This window comes from Aeromonas aquatilis (genome assembly GCF_054052405.1).
Genome location: NZ_JBSTYP010000021.1, coordinates 61,976 through 83,457, shown reverse-complemented (window position 1 = coordinate 83,457; position 21,482 = coordinate 61,976). Strand labels below are relative to the sequence as shown.

Here is a 21,482-nt window from a genome sequence, read left to right as displayed (position 1 = left end):
AAGGCTGGGGTATCCATGATGGTAGACCTCAAGGTGATGGCCTACTTCAAGCTTAGCCTTTCAACACGTAATTGGGACATAGCCTTTTTTAAACCTATGCTGGCGGCTGCTGTCAGCCAATATAACTGGGCCTATCTTGACCGCTATTCCCCCGAGGTCGATGTGCGTACGTTTTGGGTGTTTATGCTGTGGCGCCTGCAACAACACCACAGTGTCGCCGAGTTGGAGCAAGAGGTGTTGACGGCGTTCCCCGATGTGCTATCGGCCATCCCGACCAACCATTACTTTTCGCCGGAACAAACCTTATCCATGATCATCGAGTCACGGTTTATTGAGCGGTTTTTACAATACTGGGGATTTGTGACGATTGAGCCGAGGCGTTTTAGCAACGCGGGGCCGGTCGCCCGAAAGGTTGCGATCCAACCTTTATTCGACCACACCTTTCAATTCACTCTTAACCGATAACAAGGTCATCGTGAGCGAATATCAATACTACAAATTTGAGCGTGTGGACGGGCCGCTGCCCCCTCACGCCCGCCAGGCACTCCGCGCCATCTCGAGTCGCGCCGAGATTAGCACGACCACTTTTCAGGTCTATTACACCTACAGTGACCTGAAGGCTGACCCTGCCGAGCTGATGTTGAACTATTTCGATATCGGTTTTTACTATGCCGATTGGGGCTCCATTGATGCTTATCTCAAGCTGCCTGCCGGGACGATCCCCGATGCGTTACTTGGCGTTTCGCTCTATGGCCTTCAGGTAGAGGAAAGCGATGAGTGGCAATTGCTGACTTTTTCCATCGAAGAGTACGGCGAATATTTTGACGATGAACAGGCGGACGACTTTTTCCAACATTTAGCCGCTATGCGCACTGCCTTGATTCAGGGTGATTGGCGTCTTGTCTATTTGATGTGGCTGAAAGAGTGCGAGTTTAATGAAGATATTGACCGGGTACCTTTAATTCATTTCGATTTTGAGCACCTCAGTGAAGAGGTGCAGGCTTTTGCCACCCTTTATGATATTCCCCTGGCCTGGGTTAACGCACTGGCGCTGGTGCTGAAGGCACACCCCAGTCACCCTGCCAGACAGGCCGAGTTGCAGTTTGATGGCTGGTTCCATCAGCTCACTGACGCGGAGAAACAGACGCTATTACGCACGCTGTTTGAACAAGGCCAGTTAACCCGTCATCAAGCCTTGGCGATGACGCACAAAGACGCGGCCAACCATGACCCGGCCTATCACTATTGGTTAACTCCCAACCTGATTACGCCTTACATTGAACAAGCGCAACGCCAGTTGCAGCAAGCGCAAGCCGAGGCGCGCGCAAAGAAAATGGCGCTTGAAAAAGCGGAAAAAGAGAAAGCATTGACGGCTATCTACCAGCAGCGCGAACACGCCTGGCAGCAGGCACAAGAACAGGCGGATCGCAGTTGCGCCAGTGGCTACGATGCAGCATCACGCTATGTGCATCAGTTGTGGGAAGCCTATCAGCTCAAAGGCGATAGCCCCGCGTTTGCCCAGCGCTTTAAGCGATTTGTGGTGGTGAACAATAGCCGTAAAGCACTGTTAACCCGGCTGGAAGATCTCCTGTAGGGGGTATCCGGTTACCCAACATGAACCTGCGTTGTTGAGTTATGTTCCCCGCCGCCATGGTGTGCGCCTCAACACGCCCCTTTGCTGCGAACGGGGGGCCATCATCCTCGAACCAAACAAGCCGGCGCAGCATGTCGGTTGTCACCGACATCCGCCCCTCTATGTGACCGGGAAGATGGAAAAAGCCCGGTATCTACCCTGCGATTCACAAGGTAATACCGGGCCTTCAAGAGCTGCCGGGGCAAGCAAAAAAACTATTCGATGTTCTGGATCTGATTACATGCTGGACTGTAAATAGTTATAAAAATCATATGCATGATTTAATTTTTATTCTTTTTTAAGAAAAAACTACCCAAAGTACTACCCAAGCAATGGTGATAGCCCCCTGTTTATGCTGAACCATCCCCACGCTGGCTAAGTGGAGGTGGGAAAAGTGGGAAACTGGGCCCGGATGTGAGGTGGCAATCGTTGGTGCTTATGTTTTGTCTCGGGCCAGGCTTCATTTCACTTGGTTGACTACAGAGTTAAACGCTGCGCTCTGGTGCTGAGTCCATCCAGAATCGAGTCCGCAATCTGGACGGGAAATGTATCTGGTAACTGCTGACGGACGGCCGAGATCACTTCATCCAGACTACTTGCCATTTCGTTTAGGATCATTTCCATTTGCCCCTTTTCAAATCCAACCGCTTTGGCAGTCTGATAGAAATGGCGAGGATATATCTGCTCTATCGCATATTTCTTGCCCTTAGTCGCAGTCAGGCCCATGGCCATATTTGCATCGCGTGGGTGTAGACCTCGGCCGCCAAACACTGGATAGACAGATAAGATGTCGTAAAAAGGGGTCAGGCGAAAACGCCCTTCCGGTTCAATAAAGACCGAGAAGTTCTTTGCATGGCCATCGGTGGCCGCTAGCAGCCAGAACAGGACCTGAGATTTCATGAACAGGTAGCGATCCTGTTCTGGTGTCGCAGAGCCCAGCAAGGTTTTCATGATGTCAGTGATCCCTGGTCCTCCATGGCTCTCGTATTTCCGTGCTGACGGAACATTCAATACCTGACAGAAATCTTCTTGGGGAAGGCGCATGATCCAACTGCGATCGGCAGCGTAACGTCTGTCGAAGCGTTCCACAGCCAGTGCTTTGACCTGGCCAACCTGCATCATGAAGCAGTGAGGTACGGGTAGACCAAACTCCTTGGCAATCAGAGTGCAGAGATATTCGTTTTCTACGCTCTGGGAGAGGTCTATCGAGTAGGAGTGGCTTTCAATCTTGCCGATAGGGAGTTTGATTATGTGGGTTGTCGGCGTTGCGTTGAGTGGCAAGTACCAACGGCCATCGAGATAGAGCAGCGCAGTCTTTTCTTGCGCCCCGGCGATAGAGATCCGGAACTCCTCTTGCTCCCTGATCATCCCCAAAGGGATTCCTGATTTGTAGCTGGTCAGGATCTGCTCGAGTTCATCATCGGAAAGTGCCTTGTAGTCGATTCGCCTGACATCTGGAACGTCGTGCCCATCGGTAACCAGCTGTAATGCCCCTACGCTATCCTGGCCAATGCAACTGAGCAGATCGAAAGGCTGGGTTGAAGCCGCTTGATAGCGTGCTACAACCCTGTTCCTCACCTCTGTATTATCTGGCAGCAGGTTGTCGAAGAAGTTATAGGCTTCATCGCCCCGGTAGGCCTGATGGCGCAATGGCATGGAGAGTGAGATCGGACGGCTGCCCGGTTGTGCTAGCCATGACTCATGGTACTGAAACTGATGAGCGCCGCTGGTAGTTTTGGTGAATGTGCCTACCCGATAGCCGTTCATGTAGACAGCCAGATTGGCCATTACCACTCCTCCTTCCAGCCCGATGCCGGACTATCGGATGACTCATTGCGGGGTTTGATGTCCAGTGACAATTCGAGTGCTGCGAGGATCTTGAACAGGGTCTCGAGCTTGGTGGACTCAGGATTGAGCTCGAAGCTGGAGACTGTGTCTTGCCTAATCCCCACTTTCTCGGCCACTTTGCCTTGAGAGAGCTTTTGAGAAAGCCTGGCATCCTTGATACAGGCGCTCAGCTGCTTGGTGCTGGTTACTTTCATGATTCGACAACCTGGTAGCGTGCATTCTTCCAATTTACACGCTATGGCAGGTACATCAAGTTTTACCTGTTGTGGCGGGTAAATGTTGTTTACACGCTATAGGCAGTATTTAAGATTTATCCTATATAGCGGGTAAGCAGGAGGTTAGCAGGGGAGAAACTTGAGCCATCCGAGTTAATGTAGGCTGTGTACTGACATAACAGGATCCGAAAGAAACGAGTATTATCAACAGTCAGTTTGAGCGGCTGGGAGATGATAGCTCTAGCCGGCTCTTCGCATTTGTAGCCATTTTTGTATTCAGTAATGAGGAAGTTAATTAATGTCAAAACCAGATATCCGGCTTCAGGACTCTCTTGTCGCAGGCTTGATTAACGGTGTGATCAACGGCTTGATTGCACACTGGCATTTCAAGGGGGTCGATGCTGTTCCCTTGTCGGTCAATGCCATTGCCCACGAGCAGACATCGGTGTGGGGACAAGCGGTATCCCTGACCTTCGGTCTGGGGATCATACTGTCGCTGATCACCGCAAAGCTGTTCGTCAGCCATCTGCACAAGGCTCGTCCTGCGCTGCAAAGCAGCTTCAATCCCTCCTTCTTGCGTACCATGTTGCCTATCGCGATTACCCAGTGTGCCGCCCTGTTCGGCTGGTTTGTGGCGCTGGCGGTGATCTGGACCAAATACATGGGTGAGATGGCCGTCTCCAGCTTATGGGCCGCCATCCTGGTCGGTGGATTTGCGTTTGTTATCACCCTGTTTATTGAATATCGCACCAAGCAGAATCTGATCTTCAAGAAAGTCAGCCTTCTGGATTGATTCTGTCTCCCCATTTATTTCAGAAAAGGAATAACCCTCATGAGTGATCCGAAGAGCGCGGCAACCGAGAAAACGGCCGCTACCGTGGTTGCCGCACAGGACAAGACCAAGCAGGCCCGTTCGCTGACTTATGGTATTTTCCTGGCGGTTTTTATTCTCTGGATTTATAGCCTGTGGGCCGATCGGGTGACCCCCATGACCGATATGGGAAGGGTCAATGGCGAGGTGATCCGTCTTGCTCCGCAGGTATCCGGCCCGGTGGACAGCATCCATGCTGCCAATAACGATGAGGTGTCGAAAGGGCAGCTGCTGGTCACTATCGAGAAAGCGCCGTTTGAGCTGGAGGAGAAGGCGACCGAGTTGGCGCTGCAACAGGCTGCCCAGTCCTATCAGGCCGACTCTGCCTCCATCAAGGTTGCGAAAGCCAATGAGGCTTCCGCCCGCGCTGCGGCCAATAACGCCAGATTGCAGGTGGAGCGTTACCGGGCCCTGCTGAAAAAGGGCACCATCAGCCGTGCAGCGATGGATGACAGCCTGACCCAGCTGCAAACTGCCGAGGCCAATCTGGCGCAAACGGTCTCTGCGCTGGAAAAGGCCCGTTTTGAGATTGGCCCGCGCGGTGAAGAGAACCCCGAGATTCAGGCCGTGCTCAACAAGCGTGCCCAGGCCCGCCTCAATCTCGAACATACCGAGCTGAAGGCACCTGCCAATGGCGTCATCACCAATCTGGCGCTGGCCAAAGGCAACTATGCCAGCGCGGGCCAGCCGCTGCTGACGTTCATCAATACCGATAAACTCTGGCTGACCGCCATGGTGCGGGAGAACTCACTGGCCTATTTGAAGCGGGATGACGCCGTCAAGGTGGTATTTGATGCTTATCCGGGTAAGGTCTTCACCGGTAAGATCACTTCCATCGGCTTTGGCAGCAGTGGCAATGGCAGCTTGCAGGCCAATGCCGGCACCGGGTTGCTGGACTCCCCTACCTCCCAGCCGAGTGCCCAGCGTTTCCCGGTCAATATCCAGTTTGATGATCTTCCGCCCGGCGTGAACCCGCGCTTTGGTGGTCGTGCTGTCGTCGCCTTCTACCCGGGAGAGTCCTATCTGGGTGAGCGGCTGGCCGACATCTGGATATGGGCATGGAGCTACATAAGCTATGTTTCATAGTTCTGCCAACGCCCTGCTGCGGGTAGCGCTGTTTCCGGTGCTACTGCTGTTTTGGCAATTTGTGTTTGGTACGGATTTGCCGCTGCTGGCGCCAGCCATGTGCGCGGTATTTCTCACCACCACTCACAATCCGCCGCCGCTCATCATGGTGTTTCTGATGGCTGGGGTCTTGTATCTGACCTCCTGGGTACAGGCATGGTTGGCAACCTTGTTGCTCGATTACCCCCATGTCTATTACCTCGCGTTGCTGGGCGTATTCTACTGGTGCATGGATCGCACCCGAAAAAACGCGCAGGACCTGATAGCAATCCTGCTCATCGTGGCGACGGCCATGATTGCGGTGTTCGTCAAACAGAAGGGGATTTCGGTCGACCAGATACCGCTGGCGCTGTTGAAGAACATCTTCGTAGCAGGGTTTACCGCGTATCTGGCCTATTTCATCTTCCCGGGTGGTGAGCCGTTAACGGATGCCGCTGCTGCAGCCAGCAGTGCAGGCAAAACGCCTCATCAGGATTGGCACACTCTGTTCAAGGCGGTGCTGGTGCTGACTACTCTCTGTGTCGGCATCACTCTCGATCTGGAGCAGAGCACCATCATTGCCATCGTGGTCGCGCTGATTATCAAGGATCCCAATCCGGCGCTGGGGCACGACTACGGTATCAGGCGGTTGCTGACCACCTATGCCAGCGTGCTCTACTCGGTGCCGCCCCTGATCATGTGCGTGTTTCAAACCAACCTGATTGGCCAGCTGGGGGTCACCCTGGTGTGCGCTCTGCTGATGGGGATCCATGCGGTCGAGAAAAAGGCCAGCTACAACTCGATCCAGCTGCTCTATTCAAGCTATGTCGTGCTGGTGTTCTACTCGATCACCTCGACCAGCATCGATGCGCTGAGCGATGGCATGATCCGCTTTGGCTCGGTGATGCTGGCGGTGATCCTGGGGGTAATGGCACTGATCATCATGCAGCCCAGGTCGCCTGCCGAGGCTGCAGTGCAGCGAGCCGACCACCACCCCGACTAAGAAGCTGCCTCTACTGCTTCAGCCGTAGTCATAAAAAAAGAGCCCTTGAGAAATCAGGGGCTCTTTTTATTGGCAAGCGAGGGTTAATCGATCACTCGATGTTCTGGATCTGCTCGCGCATCTGCTCGATGAGGACTTTCAGCTCGACGGCGGACTGGGTCACTTCGGCGTTGATCGACTTGGAGCCAAGCGTGTTCGACTCGCGGTTGAACTCCTGCATCATAAAGTCGAGGCGACGGCCACAGGCGCCACCCTTTTTCATGATCTTGTTGGTTTCGCTGATGTGCATCTCCAGACGATCCAGCTCTTCGGCCACGTCGATCTTCTGGGCCAGCAGCACGATCTCCTGCTCGATACGGGCCGGATCCAGCTCCACCTTGGCTTCGGCCAGCCGGTCGGTGAGCTTCTGGCGCTGCCATTCGATGATCTGCGGCAGGTGCTCGCGCACCTTCTTCACCTCTACCTGAATACCGGCCAGACGCTGCTCGATCAGCGCTTTGAGGTTGGCCCCCTCGCTGGCGCGGGAGGCGAGGAAATCTTCCATGGTCTGGTCAAAACCGCCGAGCAGCTCGGTGGCGACCGCATCCATGTCCTGTTCGGCGGCAGCCATGACACCCGGCCAGCGCAGCACGTCGACTGGGTTGAGCTGGCCCTGGCCCGCCTCTTTCATTACCCACGTGGCGCTGTCGATGATGAGCTTGGCCAGCTCTTCATTAATGTGCAACTGGCTGGCAGCGGCCTGAGCGGCTTCGAAACGCAGGTTGCACTCCACCTTGCCGCGCTGCAGCTTGGCGCGGAAACGCTCACGCAGAACCGGTTCCAGGCTGCGCAGTTGCTCCGGCAGGCGAATGTAGGTTTCCAGATAGCGCTGGTTTACCGAACGAATTTCCCAAACGGCTGTGCCCCAGTCGCCCTTGAATTCCTTGCGGGCGTAGGCGGTCATGCTGTGAATCATTGATTGTTCCGGGCTTGATGAAGTGTGCGGCCAGTATACTCAGCCCGGCCCTGCTCGTCAGCCGATGCCGTGGTTTTAGCGGCTGATATTTGAGTAGCAATCGCTTATACTCCTTCGCCAATTTGAGCCAGCCCAGAGGTCCGTTCCATGTCACGTCCCAGCGATCGCAGTGCCGCGCAACTTCGCCCGGTTACCATTACCCGCAATTTCACCAAACATGCAGAAGGCTCAGTGCTGGTGGAGTTCGGTAACACTCGCGTGCTCTGCACCGCCAGCGTTGACACCAGCGTGCCGCGCTTCCTGAAAGGGAAGAATCAGGGTTGGGTCACTGCTGAATACGGCATGCTGCCGCGCTCCACCCACTCTCGGATGAACCGCGAAGCGGCCTCCGGCAAGCAGAGTGGCCGCACCCTGGAGATCTCCCGTCTGATCGCCCGCTCCCTGCGCGCGGCGGTGGACCTGACCGCGCTGGGCGAGCACTCCATCACAGTTGACTGTGATGTGCTGCAGGCCGATGGCGGCACCCGCACCGCCGCCATTACCGGTGCCTGCGTGGCGCTGGTGGATGCCCTGAACTGGATGGTCGAGAAGGGCATGATCAAGCAGAGCCCGCTCAAGCAGATGATCGCCGCCGTTTCCGTCGGCATGTATCAGGGCGAAGCCATCTGCGATCTGGAGTACATCGAAGACTCCGCCGCCGAGACCGACATGAACGTGGTGATGACCGAAGATGGTCGCATCATCGAGGTGCAGGGCACCGCGGAGGCCGAACCCTTCACCCATGAGGAGCTGCTGGAGATGCTGGCGCTCGCCAAGGGCGGCATCGCCGAGATCGTTGCGCTGCAGAAGCAGTCACTTTCATAATTTTAAAAAACGCGGCATTGACCGCGTTTTTTTATACCCCCACGCAAGTAAACGACAAGCCAAGCAAGGAGCCAGAATGAAAGCCTACCAGCGTCAATTTATCGAGTTCGCCCTGGAGAAACAGGTCCTCAAATTCGGTGAATTTACCCTGAAATCCGGTCGTAAAAGCCCCTACTTCTTCAACGCCGGTCTGTTCAACAGCGGCCGCGATCTGGCCCGTCTCGGCCGCTTCTATGCCGCTGCCCTGATGGATGCCGGTATCGAGTTTGATGTGCTGTTTGGCCCGGCCTACAAGGGGATCCCCATCGCCTCCGCGACCGCGGTACAGCTGGTGGAGCAACACGATGTGGATGTGCCCTGGTGCTTCAACCGCAAGGAGGCCAAGGATCACGGCGAGGGTGGCAATCTGGTGGGCAGCCCGCTCAAGGGGCGCATCATGCTGGTGGACGACGTCATCACCGCCGGCACCGCCATCCGCGAATCCATGGATCTGATCCAGGCCAACGGCGCCTCGCTGGCGGGCGTGCTGATCGCGCTGGACCGTCAGGAGAAGGGCAAGGGCGAGCTCTCCGCCATTCAGGAGGTGGAGCGTGACTACGGCGCCCACATCATCGCCATCATCCAGATGAGCGATCTCATCGCTTATCTGGAAGAGAAGCAGGCCGAACAGCCGGAGCTGGCAGCGCAACTGGCGGCCATGAAGGCTTACCGCGCCCAGTACGGTATCTGAGCTCCGCTCGCACCGCGCAATAGCTGAATGCGGCGCCCGTTTGCTCTCTGGCAGCAAGCGGGCGCCGTTTTTTTCATCTGCAAAAAGTGGATCATGTGGCTTGAGCTTGCCCTTACAGTAAAGGTTAGGGTTTGCCAGTCGGCGTTTTGTGGTGCCGACGGGTTCCGGGGAGGAACAACATGACCGCTCATCTTCAATCACCCATTTATCTGCAGTTGCCACTTGGCGGCATGAGCTGCGCCAACTGTGCCAGCCGCATCGCGGCCAGTCTCAACAAACTCGACGGGGTATCGGCCACCGTCAACTTCGCGCTGGAGCAGGCCGCCATCGAGCTGACCAGTCCCGATCGCCTGCCTGTGGTGCTCGACAGTATCAAGAGTCAGGGTTACGACTACGGCAGCGAGACCATTCAGTTTCAGATCACCGGCATGAGTTGCGCCGGTTGCTCGGCCCGCCTGAACAAGATGCTGGCGGCGCTGCCCGGCGTTATCTCCGCCGAGGTCAATTTCTCCATCGAACAGGCCCGGATTGTGCTGGTACCCGGGATGCAGACCCCGGCCGCTTTGCGCGAACAGATCGAAGCGCTCGGCTTCGGCGCCCAGCTGGCACAAGGTTCCGTCAGCGGCCGCCGCCAGCAGTTGCTGGAGCGGGAAGCGCAGGAGGCCGCCACAGCCCGTCAGGCGCAAACCCGGGTCATCGTCTCGGCTTTGCTCACCTTGCCGCTGCTGGTGGGGATGCTGGCCATGGCCGGGTTGTTCCCCTGGCATCTGCCCGCCTGGCTGGAGCCGCTGCTCGCCACCCCGGTGCAGTTCTGGATTGGTGCCCGTTTCTATCGCGGTGCCTGGCTCGCCATCAAGAACCGCGCGGCCAATATGGATGTGCTGGTGGCCACCGGCACCAGCGCCGCCTACTTCTACAGCCTCTATCTGCTGTTGACGCTGGGGATGGCCGCCAGCGGCAAGCTCTACTTCGAGGCGAGCGCCATCATCATTACCCTGATCTCCCTCGGCAAGTTGCTGGAGGCGCGCGCCCGCCGCAGCACCCAGTCCGCCATTCGCGAACTGATGGCGCTGCGGCCGGAAACTGCCACCGTCTGGCGTGGCGAGAGCTGGCAGAGTGTCGCCGTCGACGAGGTGTTGCGCGGCGATCGGCTGCGTGTGCTGGTGGGTGAGCGGGTGCCGGTGGATGGCAAAATCGTGAGCGGTGCCAGCGAGCTGGACGAGTCGATCCTCACCGGCGAGAGCCTGCCAGTGCCGCGCAGTGTTGGCGACAAGGTGCTGGGTGGCGCCATCAACCGCTCTGGCGTGCTGGAAATTGAAGCCACTACCGTGGGGGAGGATTCCAGCCTCAGCAAGATCATCGCACTGGTGGAGAGTGCCCAGATGGGCAAGGCCCCGCTGCAACAGCTGGTGGACAAGGTCTCTGCCGTGTTCGTACCTGTGGTGATGGCCATCGCCCTGTTCGCCCTGCTGGTGTGGTACGCCATCAGCAACGACTTTGCTCAGGCGCTGCTGGCAGCAGTGGCGGTGCTGGTGATCGCCTGCCCCTGTGCGCTGGGGCTGGCCACACCAGCGGCCATCGTCACCGGTACCGGGGTGGCGGCGCGCCACGGCATTCTGATTAAGGATGTGGATACCCTGCAGAAGGCCCACGCCATCAAGGCGCTTATCTTCGACAAGACAGGCACTTTGACCCAAGGAAAGCCTGTGCTGGCGAGCTGGAGCGGCAACGACGAGCAACTGCGCCTCGCCGCCGCCTTGCAGCAGGCGAGTGAACACCCGCTGGCGCTGGCCATGCGCGAGGCCGTCGGCACAGAAGTGGCGTTGCCCCAGCCGGAGGCAGTGGAGGTGCGGGTCGGTGCCGGTATTGTCGGTCAGGTAGCGGGTCACACAGTCGCCATCGGCAATGGCGCCCTGCTGACCCAGCTCGGCATTGATCAGCCGAAACAGGATGAACAAGCCGCCGACGGCGCGACCCGGGTTTGGGTTGCCATTGATGGCACGGTCGCCGGCATCGCGGCGCTGGCTGATACCCTGCGCCCCGAGAGTCCTGAAGCCATCACCACCCTGCGTCAGCGCGGCATCGCCAGCTGGCTGGTGAGCGGCGATGCACCGGCGCCGGTGGCCCATATCGCAGCCAAGTTGGGGCTGGACGGGGCCTTCGACTCCGTGCTGCCAGTTGGCAAGGTGGAGAAGGTCGCGGCGCTGCGGGCGCAAACCCGCGGGCTGGTGGCCATGGTGGGGGACGGGGTGAACGACGCCCCGGCGCTGGCGGCGGCGGATGTGGGGATCGCCATGGGCTCCGGCTCCGACGTGGCGATGGAGACCGCTTCCATCACCCTGATGCGATCCGACCCGCGGTTGGTGGCCGATGCCATCGATATCTCGGCGGCGACCTGGCGCACCATCCAGCAGAATCTGTTCTGGGCCTTCGTGTTCAACATCATCGGCATTCCGCTGGCGGCGCTGGGCTACCTGAGCCCCGAGCTGGCGGGGGCGGCCATGGCCCTGAGTAGCATCACAGTTTTGAGCAATTCCCTGTTACTGAAACGCTGGCAGCCGCGGGCACTTGCCCAGGTCAGCCACAATGTCAGCACTGAATCGAACCGTTAAGGAGTCATCCATGAACATCAGCAAGGTAGCCAAGGCGACGGGACTGACCGCCAAGACCATCCGCTACTACGAGAGCATCGGCCTCATTTCGGCGCCGGTGCGCAGCGACAACGGTTACCGCAGCTACACCGAATCGGCTCTGCGCGAGCTGCGCTTCGTCAAGCGGGCGCGGGAGACCGGCTTCAATCTGGAGGAGTGTCAGGAGCTGCTGGCGCTCTATCGGGACGAGCACAGAACCAGCGCCCAGGTGAAGAAGCTGGCGCAGGAGAAGATCGTCGATCTGCGCGTTCGGATCAAAGGACTGCAGGCCATGCTCAGCTCGCTGGAAGGGCTGGTCTGCTGCTGCCACGGGGATGATAATCCCGAGTGCCCGATCCTCGACGAACTGGAGAAGGGGTGAGCAAGAACTCACCTGCCAGTGCAGGAAAAAAGGACGCTGATTGACTGACCTCTTAATAAGAGGCGCTTTATTGTTGCCAGTCAGGGGGTAGTGGTAGACTGCTCGGCTCTTGTACAGGAGTACTCAGTTGACCCAGAGTGTGACACGCCAGGTTAAGCAGGCCATTATGGTCCAGCTCTATACCCACGCATCGTTCAGCCTTCCCTGTTTGGGCGTGTTGGCATTTGGCTGGAGTCTGCTGTTTCACGACTATTTGCCCGCCACAGAAGCGCTTGGTTGGATGGCAGGCACCTTCCTGTGGCTGCTGGGCCGGGGTTGGCACCTGCGCTGGCGGCGATCTTGCCTGCAACAGACACCGCTGCCGGTGCTGGAGCGGGAGCTCTTTATCGGAGCCACCATCACCTCCATCATCTGGGCCCTCGGGGTGCTGCTCTACATGGACAAGCTGCCCGATACCTACCGGGCAGCCATGATGATGCTCTCCAGCCTCATTCTGACCGGCAGCGCCATCATGCTGTTTGGCAGCCGCCGCACGCTCTATGGTTCCGCCCTGCCGCTGGGCATGGCGATGCTGTTCGAGCTGGGCAACGGTAACGAGCAGGAGCGGATCGTCTCCTGCATGCTGGCGGGCTATCTGTTTGTCTTTCTGCCGACCCTGTTGCGCCGGATGCGGCGAGATCAGATCGCCTCGCTCCACCACCGTTTCTCCAACGCCGAACTGGTGGCCGAACTGAAGGCGGTCTCTGAGCATTTGCGTCTCACATCCCGCCTCGACGGCCTGACCGGCATCGCCAACCGCGCCCATCTCGACGACTCTCTGGAGCGGGCTTGGCGGCGCTGTCATCGCGCCCGGGCGCCGTTGTCGCTGGTACTGGTGGATGTGGATTACTTCAAGCAGTTCAACGATCTCTACGGCCATCAGCTGGGGGATGACTGCCTGCAACAGGTGGCGGGCTTGCTGGCCGAGGTGGAGCGGCGCGAGGACGATCTGGCGGCCCGTTACGGCGGCGAGGAGTTCGCCTTGCTGTTGCCCTGTACCGGCATGCAGGGGGCGCTGCAGGTGGCCGACAATGTGCGACAGGCCCTCAAGGAGCTGGCCATTCCCCATCAGAAATCATTGGTCTCCGGTCGGGTCACATGTAGCTTTGGTGTTGCGACCCTGATACCGGATAACAGCATGAGAATCGCCGATTTGATCCAAAAAGCGGATGCGGCCCTCTATCAGGCCAAGCATAATGGGCGGGATCGAGTTGAAGTAGCCTTGATGGGTAAGGTTGCCTGAGTTAACACATGACAGAATAAAGAGGTTGTCTATGCAATGTCATCGTATCGAAGAGCTGCTGGAGCTGTTGCAGCCTGCCTGGATCAAGGATCAGGATCTCAACCTGGTGCAGTTTGTTGCCAAACTGGCCAACGAAGCGGGATTTGAAGGCCCCCTGTCCGAGCTGACCGACGACGTGCTGATCTATCACCTCAAGATGCGAGAGTCCGACAAGCAGGCGATGATTCCGGGGCTGGCCAAGGATCATGTACCCGATTTCAAAGAGGCGCTGCTCAAGGCGCGCGGTATCAAATAAGCCATTTAGCCGGCCGCATCAGCAAGGCTTCAATGGAATCTAAAAAAGGCGTTTCGTCAACAGGCGAAACGCCTTTTTTGTTAATGAAATTTGCGATCCAACGCCAACATTAGATACATCTAATCCACGCTGTTATCAGGTCGTTTAAGATATAATCCGCGCCATAACAATTAAGGGAGCGATGTCTTGCAATGGCCGACTACGATAAAATCGATATCAAGGACGTCACCGACAAGGGCGTAACCGGGACCTTCAACCCCAATACGTTCAAAGCCAGCGACGACAGATTCAACCCTGGCAACCGCATCTATGTGCGGGCCCAGAAAGGGTATTGGCAGCGGATGCGCAAGGCCATGGGCTGGTTCTTTGTGGCGCTGTTCGTGCTGCTGCCCTGGCTGCGTTACGACGGGCGACAGGCGGTGCTGTTCGACCTCGGTCACCAGCAGTTCCATATCTTTGGCGCCACTATCTGGCCGCAGGATCTGACCCTGCTCGCCTGGCTCTTCATGATCGCCGCCTTCGGTCTCTTTTTCCTTACTACCTTCCTTGGCCGGGTCTGGTGTGGCTATCTCTGCCCGCAGACGGTCTGGACCTTCATGTTTATCTGGTTTGAAGAGAAGCTGGAGGGGCCCGCCAACAAGCGGCGCAAGCTGGACGAGGCGCCCTGGAGCGGCGAGAAGCTGGCTCGCAAAGGGGCCAAGCATCTGGCCTGGCTGGCGATCTCGCTGGTGACCGGCCTGACCTTCGTCGCCTACTTCCAGGATGTGACTGAACTGGTGCCGGACCTCTTCACTCTGCAGGCCAGCGGATGGGTGCTGTTCTGGGTGATCTTCTTCACCATCATTACCTACGGCAACGCTGGCTGGATGCGTGCCATCATGTGTATCCACATGTGCCCCTATGCCCGCTTCCAGTCCGCCATGTTCGACAAGGACACCTTCATCGTCGGCTATGACACCAAGCGGGGCGAGACCCGTGGCGCCCGCTCCCGCAAGGCGGATCCCAAGGCGATGGGGCTGGGTGACTGTATCGACTGTGATCTCTGCGTGCAGGTCTGCCCGACCGGTATCGATATCCGTGACGGCCTGCAGTATGAGTGCATCAACTGCGGTGCCTGCGTTGATGCCTGCGACCAGACCATGGAGCGGATGGGCTACCCGAAAGGGCTCATCAGCTACACCACCGAGCACAAGCTGGCCAACGACTCCACTCATGTGGCGCGGCCCAAGCTGATTGGTTACGGGCTGGTGATGGCGGTGATGCTGGGGGTCTTTGTCTACAACGCCATGTCCATCATGCCGATGGGGCTCGATATCCTGCGGGATCGCAACCAGTTGTTCCGCGAAAATAGCGAGGGGCTGATTGAGAACACCTACACCCTCAAGATCCTCAACAAGACCCTGCAGTCCCAGACCTACCAGCTGGATGTGGAGGGCTTGCCCGAGTATCAGTGGTTCGGCCCTCGTGAAGTGACCCTGAAGGCGGGCGAGATCTACACCCTGCCGGTCAGTCTGGCGGTCGATCCCTACAACCTGAAGCGGCCGGCGCTGGATATCCAGTTCGTGCTGAAACGGGAAGGGGCGGCGCCCGATGACAGCAAGGGCAACCTGCGCCAGGGCAGCAAGTTTATCAGCCGGTTGTAACTGCGCGTGATTGCGGGCCGGGCGTGGCAACAGTCCGGTCACCAGCGAGCACGGCAATACCGGGCAGTAGTGATAGAATGGGGCGCAACGGCGCCCCTTTCTTATGGTGGATGACATGCGTTTCAACTATTCCGACCTCAATCCCGACCTCATCATGGATGCGCTCGATCTCAGCGGCCTGCGGCTCGACTCCGGCCTTATCGAACTCAACAGTTACGAAAACCGGGTCTATCAGTTTCAGGATGAGGATCGTCGCCGCTATGTGGTGAAGTTCTACCGTCCCGGCCGCTGGAGCCGGGCCCAGATCCTCGAGGAGCACGAGTTTGCCACCCGCCTTGCAGAGGCTGAGATCCCGGTCGCCGCGCCGCTCGCCTTCGCGGGCGAGACCCTGCTGGAGCACGAGGGCTACCCCTTTGCCATCTGGCAGAGCGTCGGTGGCCGCCAGTTCGAGGTGGATAACCTCGATCAGCTGGAGTGGGTGGGGCGTTTCCTCGGCCGCATTCATCAGATCGGCGCCAGCAAGCCGTTTCATCATCGGGTACGGCTCGATGTGGAGAGCATGCTGCACGAACCGCGTCAGCTGCTGGCGTCTGGCGAATGGCTGCCAAGCGGGCTGGCGAAGCAATTCTTCGGGGTGCTGGACGAGCTGATTAAACATGTCAGCGATGCTATGACCCTGGATGTGGCGCAGATCTCCCTGCATGGCGACTGCCACCCGGGCAACATCCTGTGGCGCGATGGCCCCATGTTTGTCGACCTCGATGACTGCCGCACCGGCCCCGCGATTCAGGATCTCTGGATGATGCTGAGCGGCGAGCGCCACGAGCAGCAGATCCAGCTCGATACCCTGCTGGCGGGCTACGAGGAGTTTATGGAGTTCGACTCGCGGGAGCTGGCGCTGATCGAGCCGCTGCGGGCGATGCGCATCGTTCACTACATGGCGTGGCTGGCGCGGCGCTGGGAAGATCCCGCCTTCCCCCGTCACTTCCCCTGGTTCAATACCGATCACTATTGGCGCCAGCAGATTGCGACCCTGCATGATCAGCTAGACGCATTGAAGGCACCGCCGCTGAGCCTGATGCCTGGGTGGTAACTTATCCGACGGCCAGCAGATAGCCCCACCTTTGGCACGATCAGCTGGAAGCACTCAAGGCGCCGCCGTTGACCCTGATGCCAAACTGGTGAAATGGAAGGGATCTTGCGCGTCAAGCGGGACTCGATCTCCGGCCCTGACCATTGACGTCAGCATGGCGAAACAATAGGCTTGGCACTGCTTCGGTTCGCCGGGCGTGCCTCACAGTGATCCCTTAACAGGAAACATCATGAAAAAAGTTCTATTTTTCCTTGCTGCCATGCTGATGATCCCCATGGTTCACGCCGCCCCCGAGTTCAAGGAAGGCGTCAACTACGATGTGGTCAAACAGACTGGCAGTGCCCAGCCGGAAGTGATGGAGTTCTTCTCCTACTACTGCCCGCACTGCGCTACCTTCGAACCAATCGTTGAACAGTTGAAGGCCGGGTTGCCAGAGGGTGTGCCCCTCAAGAAGAACCCGGTTGCCTTCCTCGGCCGCGAGATGGGCCCCGAGATGCAGCGTGCCTATGCCGTTGCCAGCCTGCTCAACGCCGAAGCCAAGCTGACTCCGGCCATCTTCACCAAGATCCACACCCAGCGTCAGCCGCCTATGAGCCGTGACGATGTGAAGAAGATCTTCGTGGATAACGGCGTACCGGCTGAAGAGTTCGACGGTGCCGTCGACAGCTTCGCCGTCTCCGGCATGGTCTCCCAGTTCGATCGCAACACCGAGAGCTACAACATTCGCGGTGTACCGGCCTTCCTGGTGAACGGCAAGTACATGGTGAAGATTGAATCCATCACCTCTCAAGAGCAGTTCAACAAGCTGGTGCAGTTCCTGCTGGCCAAGAAAGACTGACCACTCTTGAGTCGATAAAAAAGCCCGCCGGTGTGAACCGGCGGGCTTTTTGTTTTCTGGTGTTCGGAAAGATCAGACCCCGACGTGGAACGCCTGTTTGAGGTTGCGGATAAACTCCGCATCCCGACAGAGGGTCTTGCCCGGGCTGTCGGAGATCTTGGCAACCGGGCCGCCATTGCACTCGATCAGCTTGAAGACAATGTTCATCGGGCTGACACCGGGCAGATCGCAGGTGAGCTTGGTGCCGATGCCGAAGCTGGTGTTGATGCGGCCGCGGAAGTGGCGGAACAGCTGCACCGCCTTGTCGAGGTTGAGCCCGTCGGAGAAGACCAGGGTCTTGTCGGTTGGGTCGATGCCGAGCCGCTGATAGTGGCTGAGCGCTTTCTCGCCCCACACCACTGGATCGCCGGAGTCGTGACGCAAGCCCTGATAGCTGCTGGCCAGCTCGAAGTCGAAGTCCCGCAGGAAGGCATCCATGGTGATGCAGTCGGTCAGGGCGATACCGAGATGGTCGGTGAACTCGTCCAGCCAGCTGGTGAGGGCAGCGCGCTGGCTGTGCTCCAGCGGGAAGCCGAGCTGCTGGTGCGCCTGGAACCACTCATGGGCCTGGGTGCCGACCGCGGGCAGCTTGTACTTCTGGGCCAGCATGTAGTTGCTGGTGCCGCGAAACGCCGGCAGCCGCTCCTTGAGGCGACCCACTACCGCATCCTGTACCGCGTGAGAGAAGCGGCGGCGGGTGCCGAAGTCGATGAGGTTGAACTCGCTCATCTCGTCGCTGCTCAGCTCCTTCTCCAGCTTGTCGATCTTCTGATCGAGCCGCTCCAGCGCATGGCTGACGCCGAACTGGGGATAGCGGAAGCGGTTGCGCATCTCGCTGATGATGGCGAGCACCGGGATCTCCCACAGGATCACATCCTGCCAGTGCCCCTCGACCCGCACATTGATGCGGCCATCCTGCTCGAACACCTTGAGCAGGGAGGCATCGAGCGGCTTGCGGCGCAGGTGGTCGAGGTAGTCAGGGGTGAAGAAGGGGCGCTCGGCCAGAAAATCGAGCTCTGGCCTGGTCAGTCGCAGGGAACCGGCGAGGCGCAGTTGCTCCTCGATCTGCCCCATCATGGGCAGCAGATCCTCTTCATTGCGGCTGTGAAACTCGGCTACCACCTCGGCATCCGGATAGCGATGGAACACCGCCTGCTGCATATGCAGTTTGTAGGCATCGGTGTCGAGCAGGCTGGTAAGAATCGGTGGCATATCAGGCTCCCCGCAGGCGGGCAAACGCCAGTTGCATAGGTAAATTGCAGGCGCTGGTGTCGAGCTGGCTGGTAAGGATGGGGGGCATATCAGGCGTCCAGCAGGCGTTGAACATCGGTCAGGGTCTGGGCCAGTTCGGCGCCAGCCTCGATCATCTGGGTGTGGGCGCTGGCAATCGTCGCGGGGGCGATGCCACGACAGGCATCGAGATGGACGATCACCCGGAAACCGGCGCGGCGAAGTTGCAGCACGCTGGTTTTGACACAGTAGTCGGTGGCGAGGCCGCCGACCAGTACGGTATCGACCTTGCGGGCTTGTAGAAATTCGATGAGTCCGGTGCTGCGCCGTTCGGCCAGATCGTGGAAACAGGTGCCATAGGGATGCAGGTCAGGCTCGACCCCCTTCCAGACGAAGAAGTCATAGTCGATGGGAGTGGGCAGGCCGTCGAGCAGCTCGAAGCCTTTGCTGCCCGGTACGCAGTGCACCGGCCAGGTGAGGTCGGCGTTGGGCAGATCCAGCGGCAACAGCATACCGGCAGGGTCAGAGACGGCCCAGTCGGCATTGGCAGGGTGAGAGTCTTTGCTGCCGATCCGCAGCGTGGCGAGGGTGGCCTGAGCGTTTAGCGCAGCCACAATATCATCACCGCCCGCGACGGGCAGTTCGTTCGGGCAGAGGGGGGTAAAGCCCTTCTGCGCATCAATATCCAGGCTGGCGACGGTTCCCATGATTGGCTCCTGCACATACTATTCGTGTGATATTATCTACCAAACATTAATGGAAGGCGAGCAGGGCGATCGGCATGCTGAGAATGAGTCTGGATATGGTGGTGCTGCGGTTGCATGAGGAGCGGCTCGAGCTGCTCCTCGAGACCCGCGATCGCCCCCCCTTTGCCCACTGCTGGCAACTGCCTGCGCTGCGCATCGACGAGACCCGGGATCGGGATCTGGATGCCGCCCAGCGCCGCCTGCTGGCGGAGTGGGGGCTCGGTCACTGCTACAGCGAGCAGGTCTGCACCCTCGGCAACCTGGAGCGGGATCCCCGCGGCTGGTCCACGACCCTGGTCTATCTCTGTCTGGTCGATCCGGAAGTGGAGGCGATCCACGGTTGCTGGCATCCGCTCGCCAACCTGCCGGGGCTGAGCCTCGCCTTCGACCATGTCCAGCTCATCGCCAAGGGGCTGGAGCGGCTGCGGATCAAGAGCCGCTACAGCACCCTGCCGCTGCAACTGCTGGGGCCCGAGTTCACCCTCTCCGAGGTGCAGCGCGCCTTCGAAATCATCCTGCAAACACCCATGAATACGGCCGCCTTTCGCAAGCGGATCCATCGCGCCGACATTCTGGTGGATACCGGCCGCAAACGCACCGGCAAACAGCGTCCTGCCATCCTCTACCGGCTGGAGAGTCCCTGCTGCGTGATGTTCGATCAGGTGATGCATGGAGCGGAAGCATGAGTGAGACCGGCGTGCACAAGGTGCTGGTGAGTGCCTGCTTGCTGGGTCAGCCGGTGCGTTACGATGGTCAAAGCAAGGGGATCGTCAGCGACTGGCTGAGTGAGCTGGGTGCCGAGGGGCGGGCGCTGGCGTTTTGCCCCGAAGTGGCGGGCGGTCTGCCGACCCCGCGCCCTCCTGCCGAGCGGCAGGGCGAGCGGGTAGTGACGGCGAGCGGGCTGGATGTGACTGCCGAGTTCGACCGTGGCGCCGAGCTGGCGCTGGAAATCTGTCAGACGCAGGGCATTCGCTTCGCCCTGCTGAAAGAGGGGAGCCCCTCATGTGGCAGCGGCCGTATCTATAACGGCCGCTTCGAAGGTGTTTCTGTGGCGGGCGAGGGCAAGACCACTGCCCTGCTGCGCCGCCACGGGATTGCTGTCTTTTCCGAAAATCAGTTGGCCGAGTTGGCTTCTGCGCTCTCTTTGGATTCATCCCCGGATTTGGCGGCAACCGGCAGCGGTGACTGACCGCTCTGCCACCCCTCCAGCACCTCGTCTTTCTCCTGCCAGCGCTGGTTTAGCCACTCCTGAAAACCGCGCTTGAACTGCTTGTCGTTGAAGTAATCCCCTATCAGTTGCTCATCCACCGGCAGCTCCTCGATCCGCACCTGAATGCGTTTTACCCGCCCCATCAGGAAGTCCTTGAACGGGGTCTCGGCATTGTCCGGATAGCGGATGGTGACGTTGATCAGGCTGTCGAACTGCTCGCCCATGGCTGCCAGCGTAAAGGCCAGTCCTGCCGCTTTGGGCGGCATCAGGTGACGATAGCGGGAGCGGGTAGCATCCCGTTTCTGCTCGGTGAAGCGGGTCCCTTCCACGAAGTTGATGACGGTAGTGGGGATGTGGCGAAACTTCTCACAGGCGTTGCGGGTGGTCTCGATATCCTTGCCGCGCAGGTGCGGATTTCTTAACAGAAATTCTCGCGAATAGCGGCGCATAAAGGGCATGTCGAGCCCCCAGCAGGCGAGCCCCAGCAGCGGGATATAGATCAGTTCGTGCTTCATAAAGAACTTGGGCACCGGCAGCCGGTCGCGGAACAGGTGGCCGAGCACCACGATATCGGTCCAGCTCATATGGTTGCTGATGATGAGATACCAGCCATCTTTGCGCAGCTTGGTATTGTCCTCCACCCGCCAGTCGATGCGGGTGGTGAGGCGGATCACCAGCGCATTGCAGGCCAGCCACAGGCGCATGAAGCGGTTATTGAGGCGGCTGCAGGCGCGGCCAAAGGCCGGGATTGGCAGCAGCAGTTTGGCCAGCGACACCAGCAGGATCAGGCTGGCGCACAAGGCGGTGAAAAGGATAGTCAGGCCTGCGCTGATGATCAGCACCAGCGGGCCGGGAAGCAGGGATAGCATGA

General features: G+C 58.8%; 22 protein-coding genes. 16 read left to right on the top strand and 6 right to left on the bottom strand.

Going from position 1 to position 21,482, the window contains the following annotated elements:
• Positions 1-465: hypothetical protein (locus tag ACW5W8_RS10530; RefSeq protein WP_498627769.1), on the top strand; the 465-nt coding region annotated here is incomplete at its 5' end.
• A gap of 10 nt (positions 466-475) precedes the next feature.
• Positions 476-1,594: a hypothetical protein gene (locus ACW5W8_RS10525; RefSeq protein ID WP_498627767.1), complete on the top strand. Its 1,119-nt coding sequence runs from the start codon at positions 476-478 to the stop codon at positions 1,592-1,594.
• Between the two features lie 516 nt (positions 1,595-2,110).
• Here the strand turns inward: ACW5W8_RS10525 and ACW5W8_RS10520 are convergent.
• Both ACW5W8_RS10520 and ACW5W8_RS10515 read right to left on the bottom strand, forming a co-directional pair.
• Positions 2,111-3,421 carry a type II toxin-antitoxin system HipA family toxin gene (locus ACW5W8_RS10520; RefSeq protein ID WP_498627766.1) on the bottom strand — a complete coding sequence of 437 codons (1,311 nt, stop codon included), beginning with the start codon at positions 3,419-3,421 and terminating at the stop codon, positions 2,111-2,113.
• Entirely contained in the window at positions 3,421-3,675 is a 255-nt protein-coding gene (locus ACW5W8_RS10515; RefSeq protein WP_498627764.1) for a helix-turn-helix domain-containing protein, read from the bottom strand. Before ACW5W8_RS10515 ends, ACW5W8_RS10520 begins: the two co-directional genes overlap by 1 nt.
• 319 nt (positions 3,676-3,994) lie before the next feature.
• Between ACW5W8_RS10515 and ACW5W8_RS10510 the strand changes: the two genes are divergently transcribed.
• The 3 genes from ACW5W8_RS10510 to ACW5W8_RS10500 are packed head-to-tail and all read left to right on the top strand — an operon-like array spanning position 3,995 to position 6,674.
• The gene (locus ACW5W8_RS10510) at positions 3,995-4,489 is read left to right on the top strand and encodes a hypothetical protein (protein ID WP_498627762.1); all 495 of its coding nucleotides are present in this window, start codon (positions 3,995-3,997) and stop codon (positions 4,487-4,489) included.
• Between the two features lie 39 nt (positions 4,490-4,528).
• A complete protein-coding gene (locus tag ACW5W8_RS10505; RefSeq protein ID WP_498627760.1) occupies positions 4,529-5,653 on the top strand; it encodes an HlyD family secretion protein in 1,125 nt (374 codons plus the stop codon).
• The gene (locus ACW5W8_RS10500) at positions 5,643-6,674 is read left to right on the top strand and encodes a DUF2955 domain-containing protein (RefSeq protein ID WP_498627759.1); all 1,032 of its coding nucleotides are present in this window, start codon (positions 5,643-5,645) and stop codon (positions 6,672-6,674) included. The genes ACW5W8_RS10505 and ACW5W8_RS10500 overlap by 11 nt, the downstream gene beginning before the upstream one ends.
• 91 nt (positions 6,675-6,765) lie before the next feature.
• Here ACW5W8_RS10500 and ACW5W8_RS10495 read toward each other — a convergent pair whose 3' ends face one another.
• Positions 6,766-7,629 (bottom strand): YicC/YloC family endoribonuclease, encoded by an 864-nt coding sequence (locus ACW5W8_RS10495; RefSeq protein ID WP_498627758.1) that lies wholly within the window; start codon positions 7,627-7,629, stop codon positions 6,766-6,768.
• Between the two features lie 147 nt (positions 7,630-7,776).
• Here ACW5W8_RS10495 and rph point away from each other — a divergent pair, with 147 nt between their 5' ends.
• The 9 genes from rph (at position 7,777) to ACW5W8_RS10450 (ending at position 17,386) form a co-directional block, all read left to right on the top strand.
• Positions 7,777-8,493, top strand: a complete 717-nt coding sequence (gene rph, locus ACW5W8_RS10490) for a ribonuclease PH (protein ID WP_498627756.1) — start codon at positions 7,777-7,779, stop codon at positions 8,491-8,493.
• Positions 8,494-8,569: 76 nt separating this feature from the next.
• Positions 8,570-9,223: an orotate phosphoribosyltransferase gene (pyrE, locus tag ACW5W8_RS10485; protein ID WP_005356114.1), complete on the top strand. Its 654-nt coding sequence runs from the start codon at positions 8,570-8,572 to the stop codon at positions 9,221-9,223.
• Positions 9,224-9,402: 179 nt separating this feature from the next.
• Positions 9,403-11,835, top strand: a complete 2,433-nt coding sequence (locus tag ACW5W8_RS10480) for a heavy metal translocating P-type ATPase (protein WP_498627754.1) — start codon at positions 9,403-9,405, stop codon at positions 11,833-11,835.
• 10 nt (positions 11,836-11,845) lie between these two features.
• Positions 11,846-12,235: a Cu(I)-responsive transcriptional regulator gene (gene cueR / locus ACW5W8_RS10475; protein WP_498627753.1), complete on the top strand. Its 390-nt coding sequence runs from the start codon at positions 11,846-11,848 to the stop codon at positions 12,233-12,235.
• 127 nt (positions 12,236-12,362) lie between these two features.
• Complete coding sequence (locus ACW5W8_RS10470; RefSeq protein ID WP_498627751.1) at positions 12,363-13,517, top strand: GGDEF domain-containing protein; 1,155 nt, start codon at positions 12,363-12,365, stop codon at positions 13,515-13,517.
• A 31-nt stretch (positions 13,518-13,548) separates the two neighbouring features.
• Entirely contained in the window at positions 13,549-13,812 is a 264-nt protein-coding gene (locus tag ACW5W8_RS10465) for a YihD family protein (protein WP_498627749.1), read from the top strand.
• Between the two features lie 191 nt (positions 13,813-14,003).
• Complete coding sequence (gene ccoG, locus ACW5W8_RS10460) at positions 14,004-15,455, top strand: cytochrome c oxidase accessory protein CcoG (protein ID WP_498627747.1); 1,452 nt, start codon at positions 14,004-14,006, stop codon at positions 15,453-15,455.
• 103 nt (positions 15,456-15,558) lie between these two features.
• Positions 15,559-16,548: a serine/threonine protein kinase gene (locus tag ACW5W8_RS10455; protein ID WP_498627745.1), complete on the top strand. Its 990-nt coding sequence runs from the start codon at positions 15,559-15,561 to the stop codon at positions 16,546-16,548.
• Between the two features lie 229 nt (positions 16,549-16,777).
• Positions 16,778-17,386 carry a thiol:disulfide interchange protein DsbA/DsbL gene (locus tag ACW5W8_RS10450; protein ID WP_005339604.1) on the top strand — a complete coding sequence of 203 codons (609 nt, stop codon included), beginning with the start codon at positions 16,778-16,780 and terminating at the stop codon, positions 17,384-17,386.
• Between the two features lie 72 nt (positions 17,387-17,458).
• Here the strand turns inward: ACW5W8_RS10450 and pncB are convergent, their stop codons facing one another.
• Entirely contained in the window at positions 17,459-18,637 is a 1,179-nt protein-coding gene (gene pncB / locus ACW5W8_RS10445; RefSeq protein WP_498627744.1) for a nicotinate phosphoribosyltransferase, read from the bottom strand.
• A gap of 89 nt (positions 18,638-18,726) precedes the next feature.
• Positions 18,727-19,362, bottom strand: a complete 636-nt coding sequence (locus tag ACW5W8_RS10440) for a nicotinamidase (RefSeq protein ID WP_498627742.1) — start codon at positions 19,360-19,362, stop codon at positions 18,727-18,729.
• A gap of 74 nt (positions 19,363-19,436) precedes the next feature.
• Here ACW5W8_RS10440 and ACW5W8_RS10435 point away from each other — a divergent pair, with 74 nt between their 5' ends.
• On the top strand, positions 19,437-20,087 hold the full coding sequence (locus ACW5W8_RS10435; protein WP_005339607.1) for an NUDIX hydrolase: 651 nt from the start codon (positions 19,437-19,439) through the stop codon (positions 20,085-20,087).
• Entirely contained in the window at positions 20,084-20,590 is a 507-nt protein-coding gene (locus tag ACW5W8_RS10430) for a 2-thiouracil desulfurase family protein (protein ID WP_498627740.1), read from the top strand. Before ACW5W8_RS10435 ends, ACW5W8_RS10430 begins: the two co-directional genes overlap by 4 nt.
• Here ACW5W8_RS10430 and yihG read toward each other — a convergent pair.
• The gene (gene yihG / locus ACW5W8_RS10425; RefSeq protein ID WP_498627738.1) at positions 20,515-21,480 is read right to left on the bottom strand and encodes a 1-acylglycerol-3-phosphate O-acyltransferase, YihG family; all 966 of its coding nucleotides are present in this window, start codon (positions 21,478-21,480) and stop codon (positions 20,515-20,517) included. The genes ACW5W8_RS10430 and yihG overlap by 76 nt on opposite strands.
• Positions 21,481-21,482: the final 2 nt, after the last annotated feature.

Excerpts from the sequence above, each read along its gene's own strand:
- pncB (WP_498627744.1), bottom strand. The coding sequence starts at position 18,637 with ATGCCACCGATTCTTACCAGCCTGCTCGACACCGATGCCTACAAACTG.
- ACW5W8_RS10495 (WP_498627758.1), bottom strand. The coding sequence starts at position 7,629 with ATGATTCACAGCATGACCGCCTACGCCCGCAAGGAATTCAAGGGCGAC.
- ACW5W8_RS10430 (WP_498627740.1), top strand. The coding sequence starts at position 20,084 with ATGAGTGAGACCGGCGTGCACAAGGTGCTGGTGAGTGCCTGCTTGCTG.
- ACW5W8_RS10515 (WP_498627764.1), bottom strand. The coding sequence starts at position 3,675 with ATGAAAGTAACCAGCACCAAGCAGCTGAGCGCCTGTATCAAGGATGCC.
- pyrE (WP_005356114.1), top strand. The coding sequence starts at position 8,570 with ATGAAAGCCTACCAGCGTCAATTTATCGAGTTCGCCCTGGAGAAACAG.
- ACW5W8_RS10455 (WP_498627745.1), top strand. The coding sequence starts at position 15,559 with ATGGTGGATGACATGCGTTTCAACTATTCCGACCTCAATCCCGACCTC.
- ACW5W8_RS10500 (WP_498627759.1), top strand. The coding sequence starts at position 5,643 with ATGTTTCATAGTTCTGCCAACGCCCTGCTGCGGGTAGCGCTGTTTCCG.
- ACW5W8_RS10510 (WP_498627762.1), top strand. The coding sequence starts at position 3,995 with ATGTCAAAACCAGATATCCGGCTTCAGGACTCTCTTGTCGCAGGCTTG.
- ACW5W8_RS10435 (WP_005339607.1), top strand. The coding sequence starts at position 19,437 with ATGCTGAGAATGAGTCTGGATATGGTGGTGCTGCGGTTGCATGAGGAG.
- ACW5W8_RS10505 (WP_498627760.1), top strand. The coding sequence starts at position 4,529 with ATGAGTGATCCGAAGAGCGCGGCAACCGAGAAAACGGCCGCTACCGTG.
- rph (WP_498627756.1), top strand. The coding sequence starts at position 7,777 with ATGTCACGTCCCAGCGATCGCAGTGCCGCGCAACTTCGCCCGGTTACC.
- ACW5W8_RS10465 (WP_498627749.1), top strand. The coding sequence starts at position 13,549 with ATGCAATGTCATCGTATCGAAGAGCTGCTGGAGCTGTTGCAGCCTGCC.
- cueR (WP_498627753.1), top strand. The coding sequence starts at position 11,846 with ATGAACATCAGCAAGGTAGCCAAGGCGACGGGACTGACCGCCAAGACC.
- ACW5W8_RS10480 (WP_498627754.1), top strand. The coding sequence starts at position 9,403 with ATGACCGCTCATCTTCAATCACCCATTTATCTGCAGTTGCCACTTGGC.
- ACW5W8_RS10440 (WP_498627742.1), bottom strand. The coding sequence starts at position 19,362 with ATGGGAACCGTCGCCAGCCTGGATATTGATGCGCAGAAGGGCTTTACC.
- ACW5W8_RS10520 (WP_498627766.1), bottom strand. The coding sequence starts at position 3,421 with ATGGCCAATCTGGCTGTCTACATGAACGGCTATCGGGTAGGCACATTC.
- ccoG (WP_498627747.1), top strand. The coding sequence starts at position 14,004 with ATGGCCGACTACGATAAAATCGATATCAAGGACGTCACCGACAAGGGC.
- yihG (WP_498627738.1), bottom strand. The coding sequence starts at position 21,480 with ATGCTATCCCTGCTTCCCGGCCCGCTGGTGCTGATCATCAGCGCAGGC.
- ACW5W8_RS10450 (WP_005339604.1), top strand. The coding sequence starts at position 16,778 with ATGAAAAAAGTTCTATTTTTCCTTGCTGCCATGCTGATGATCCCCATG.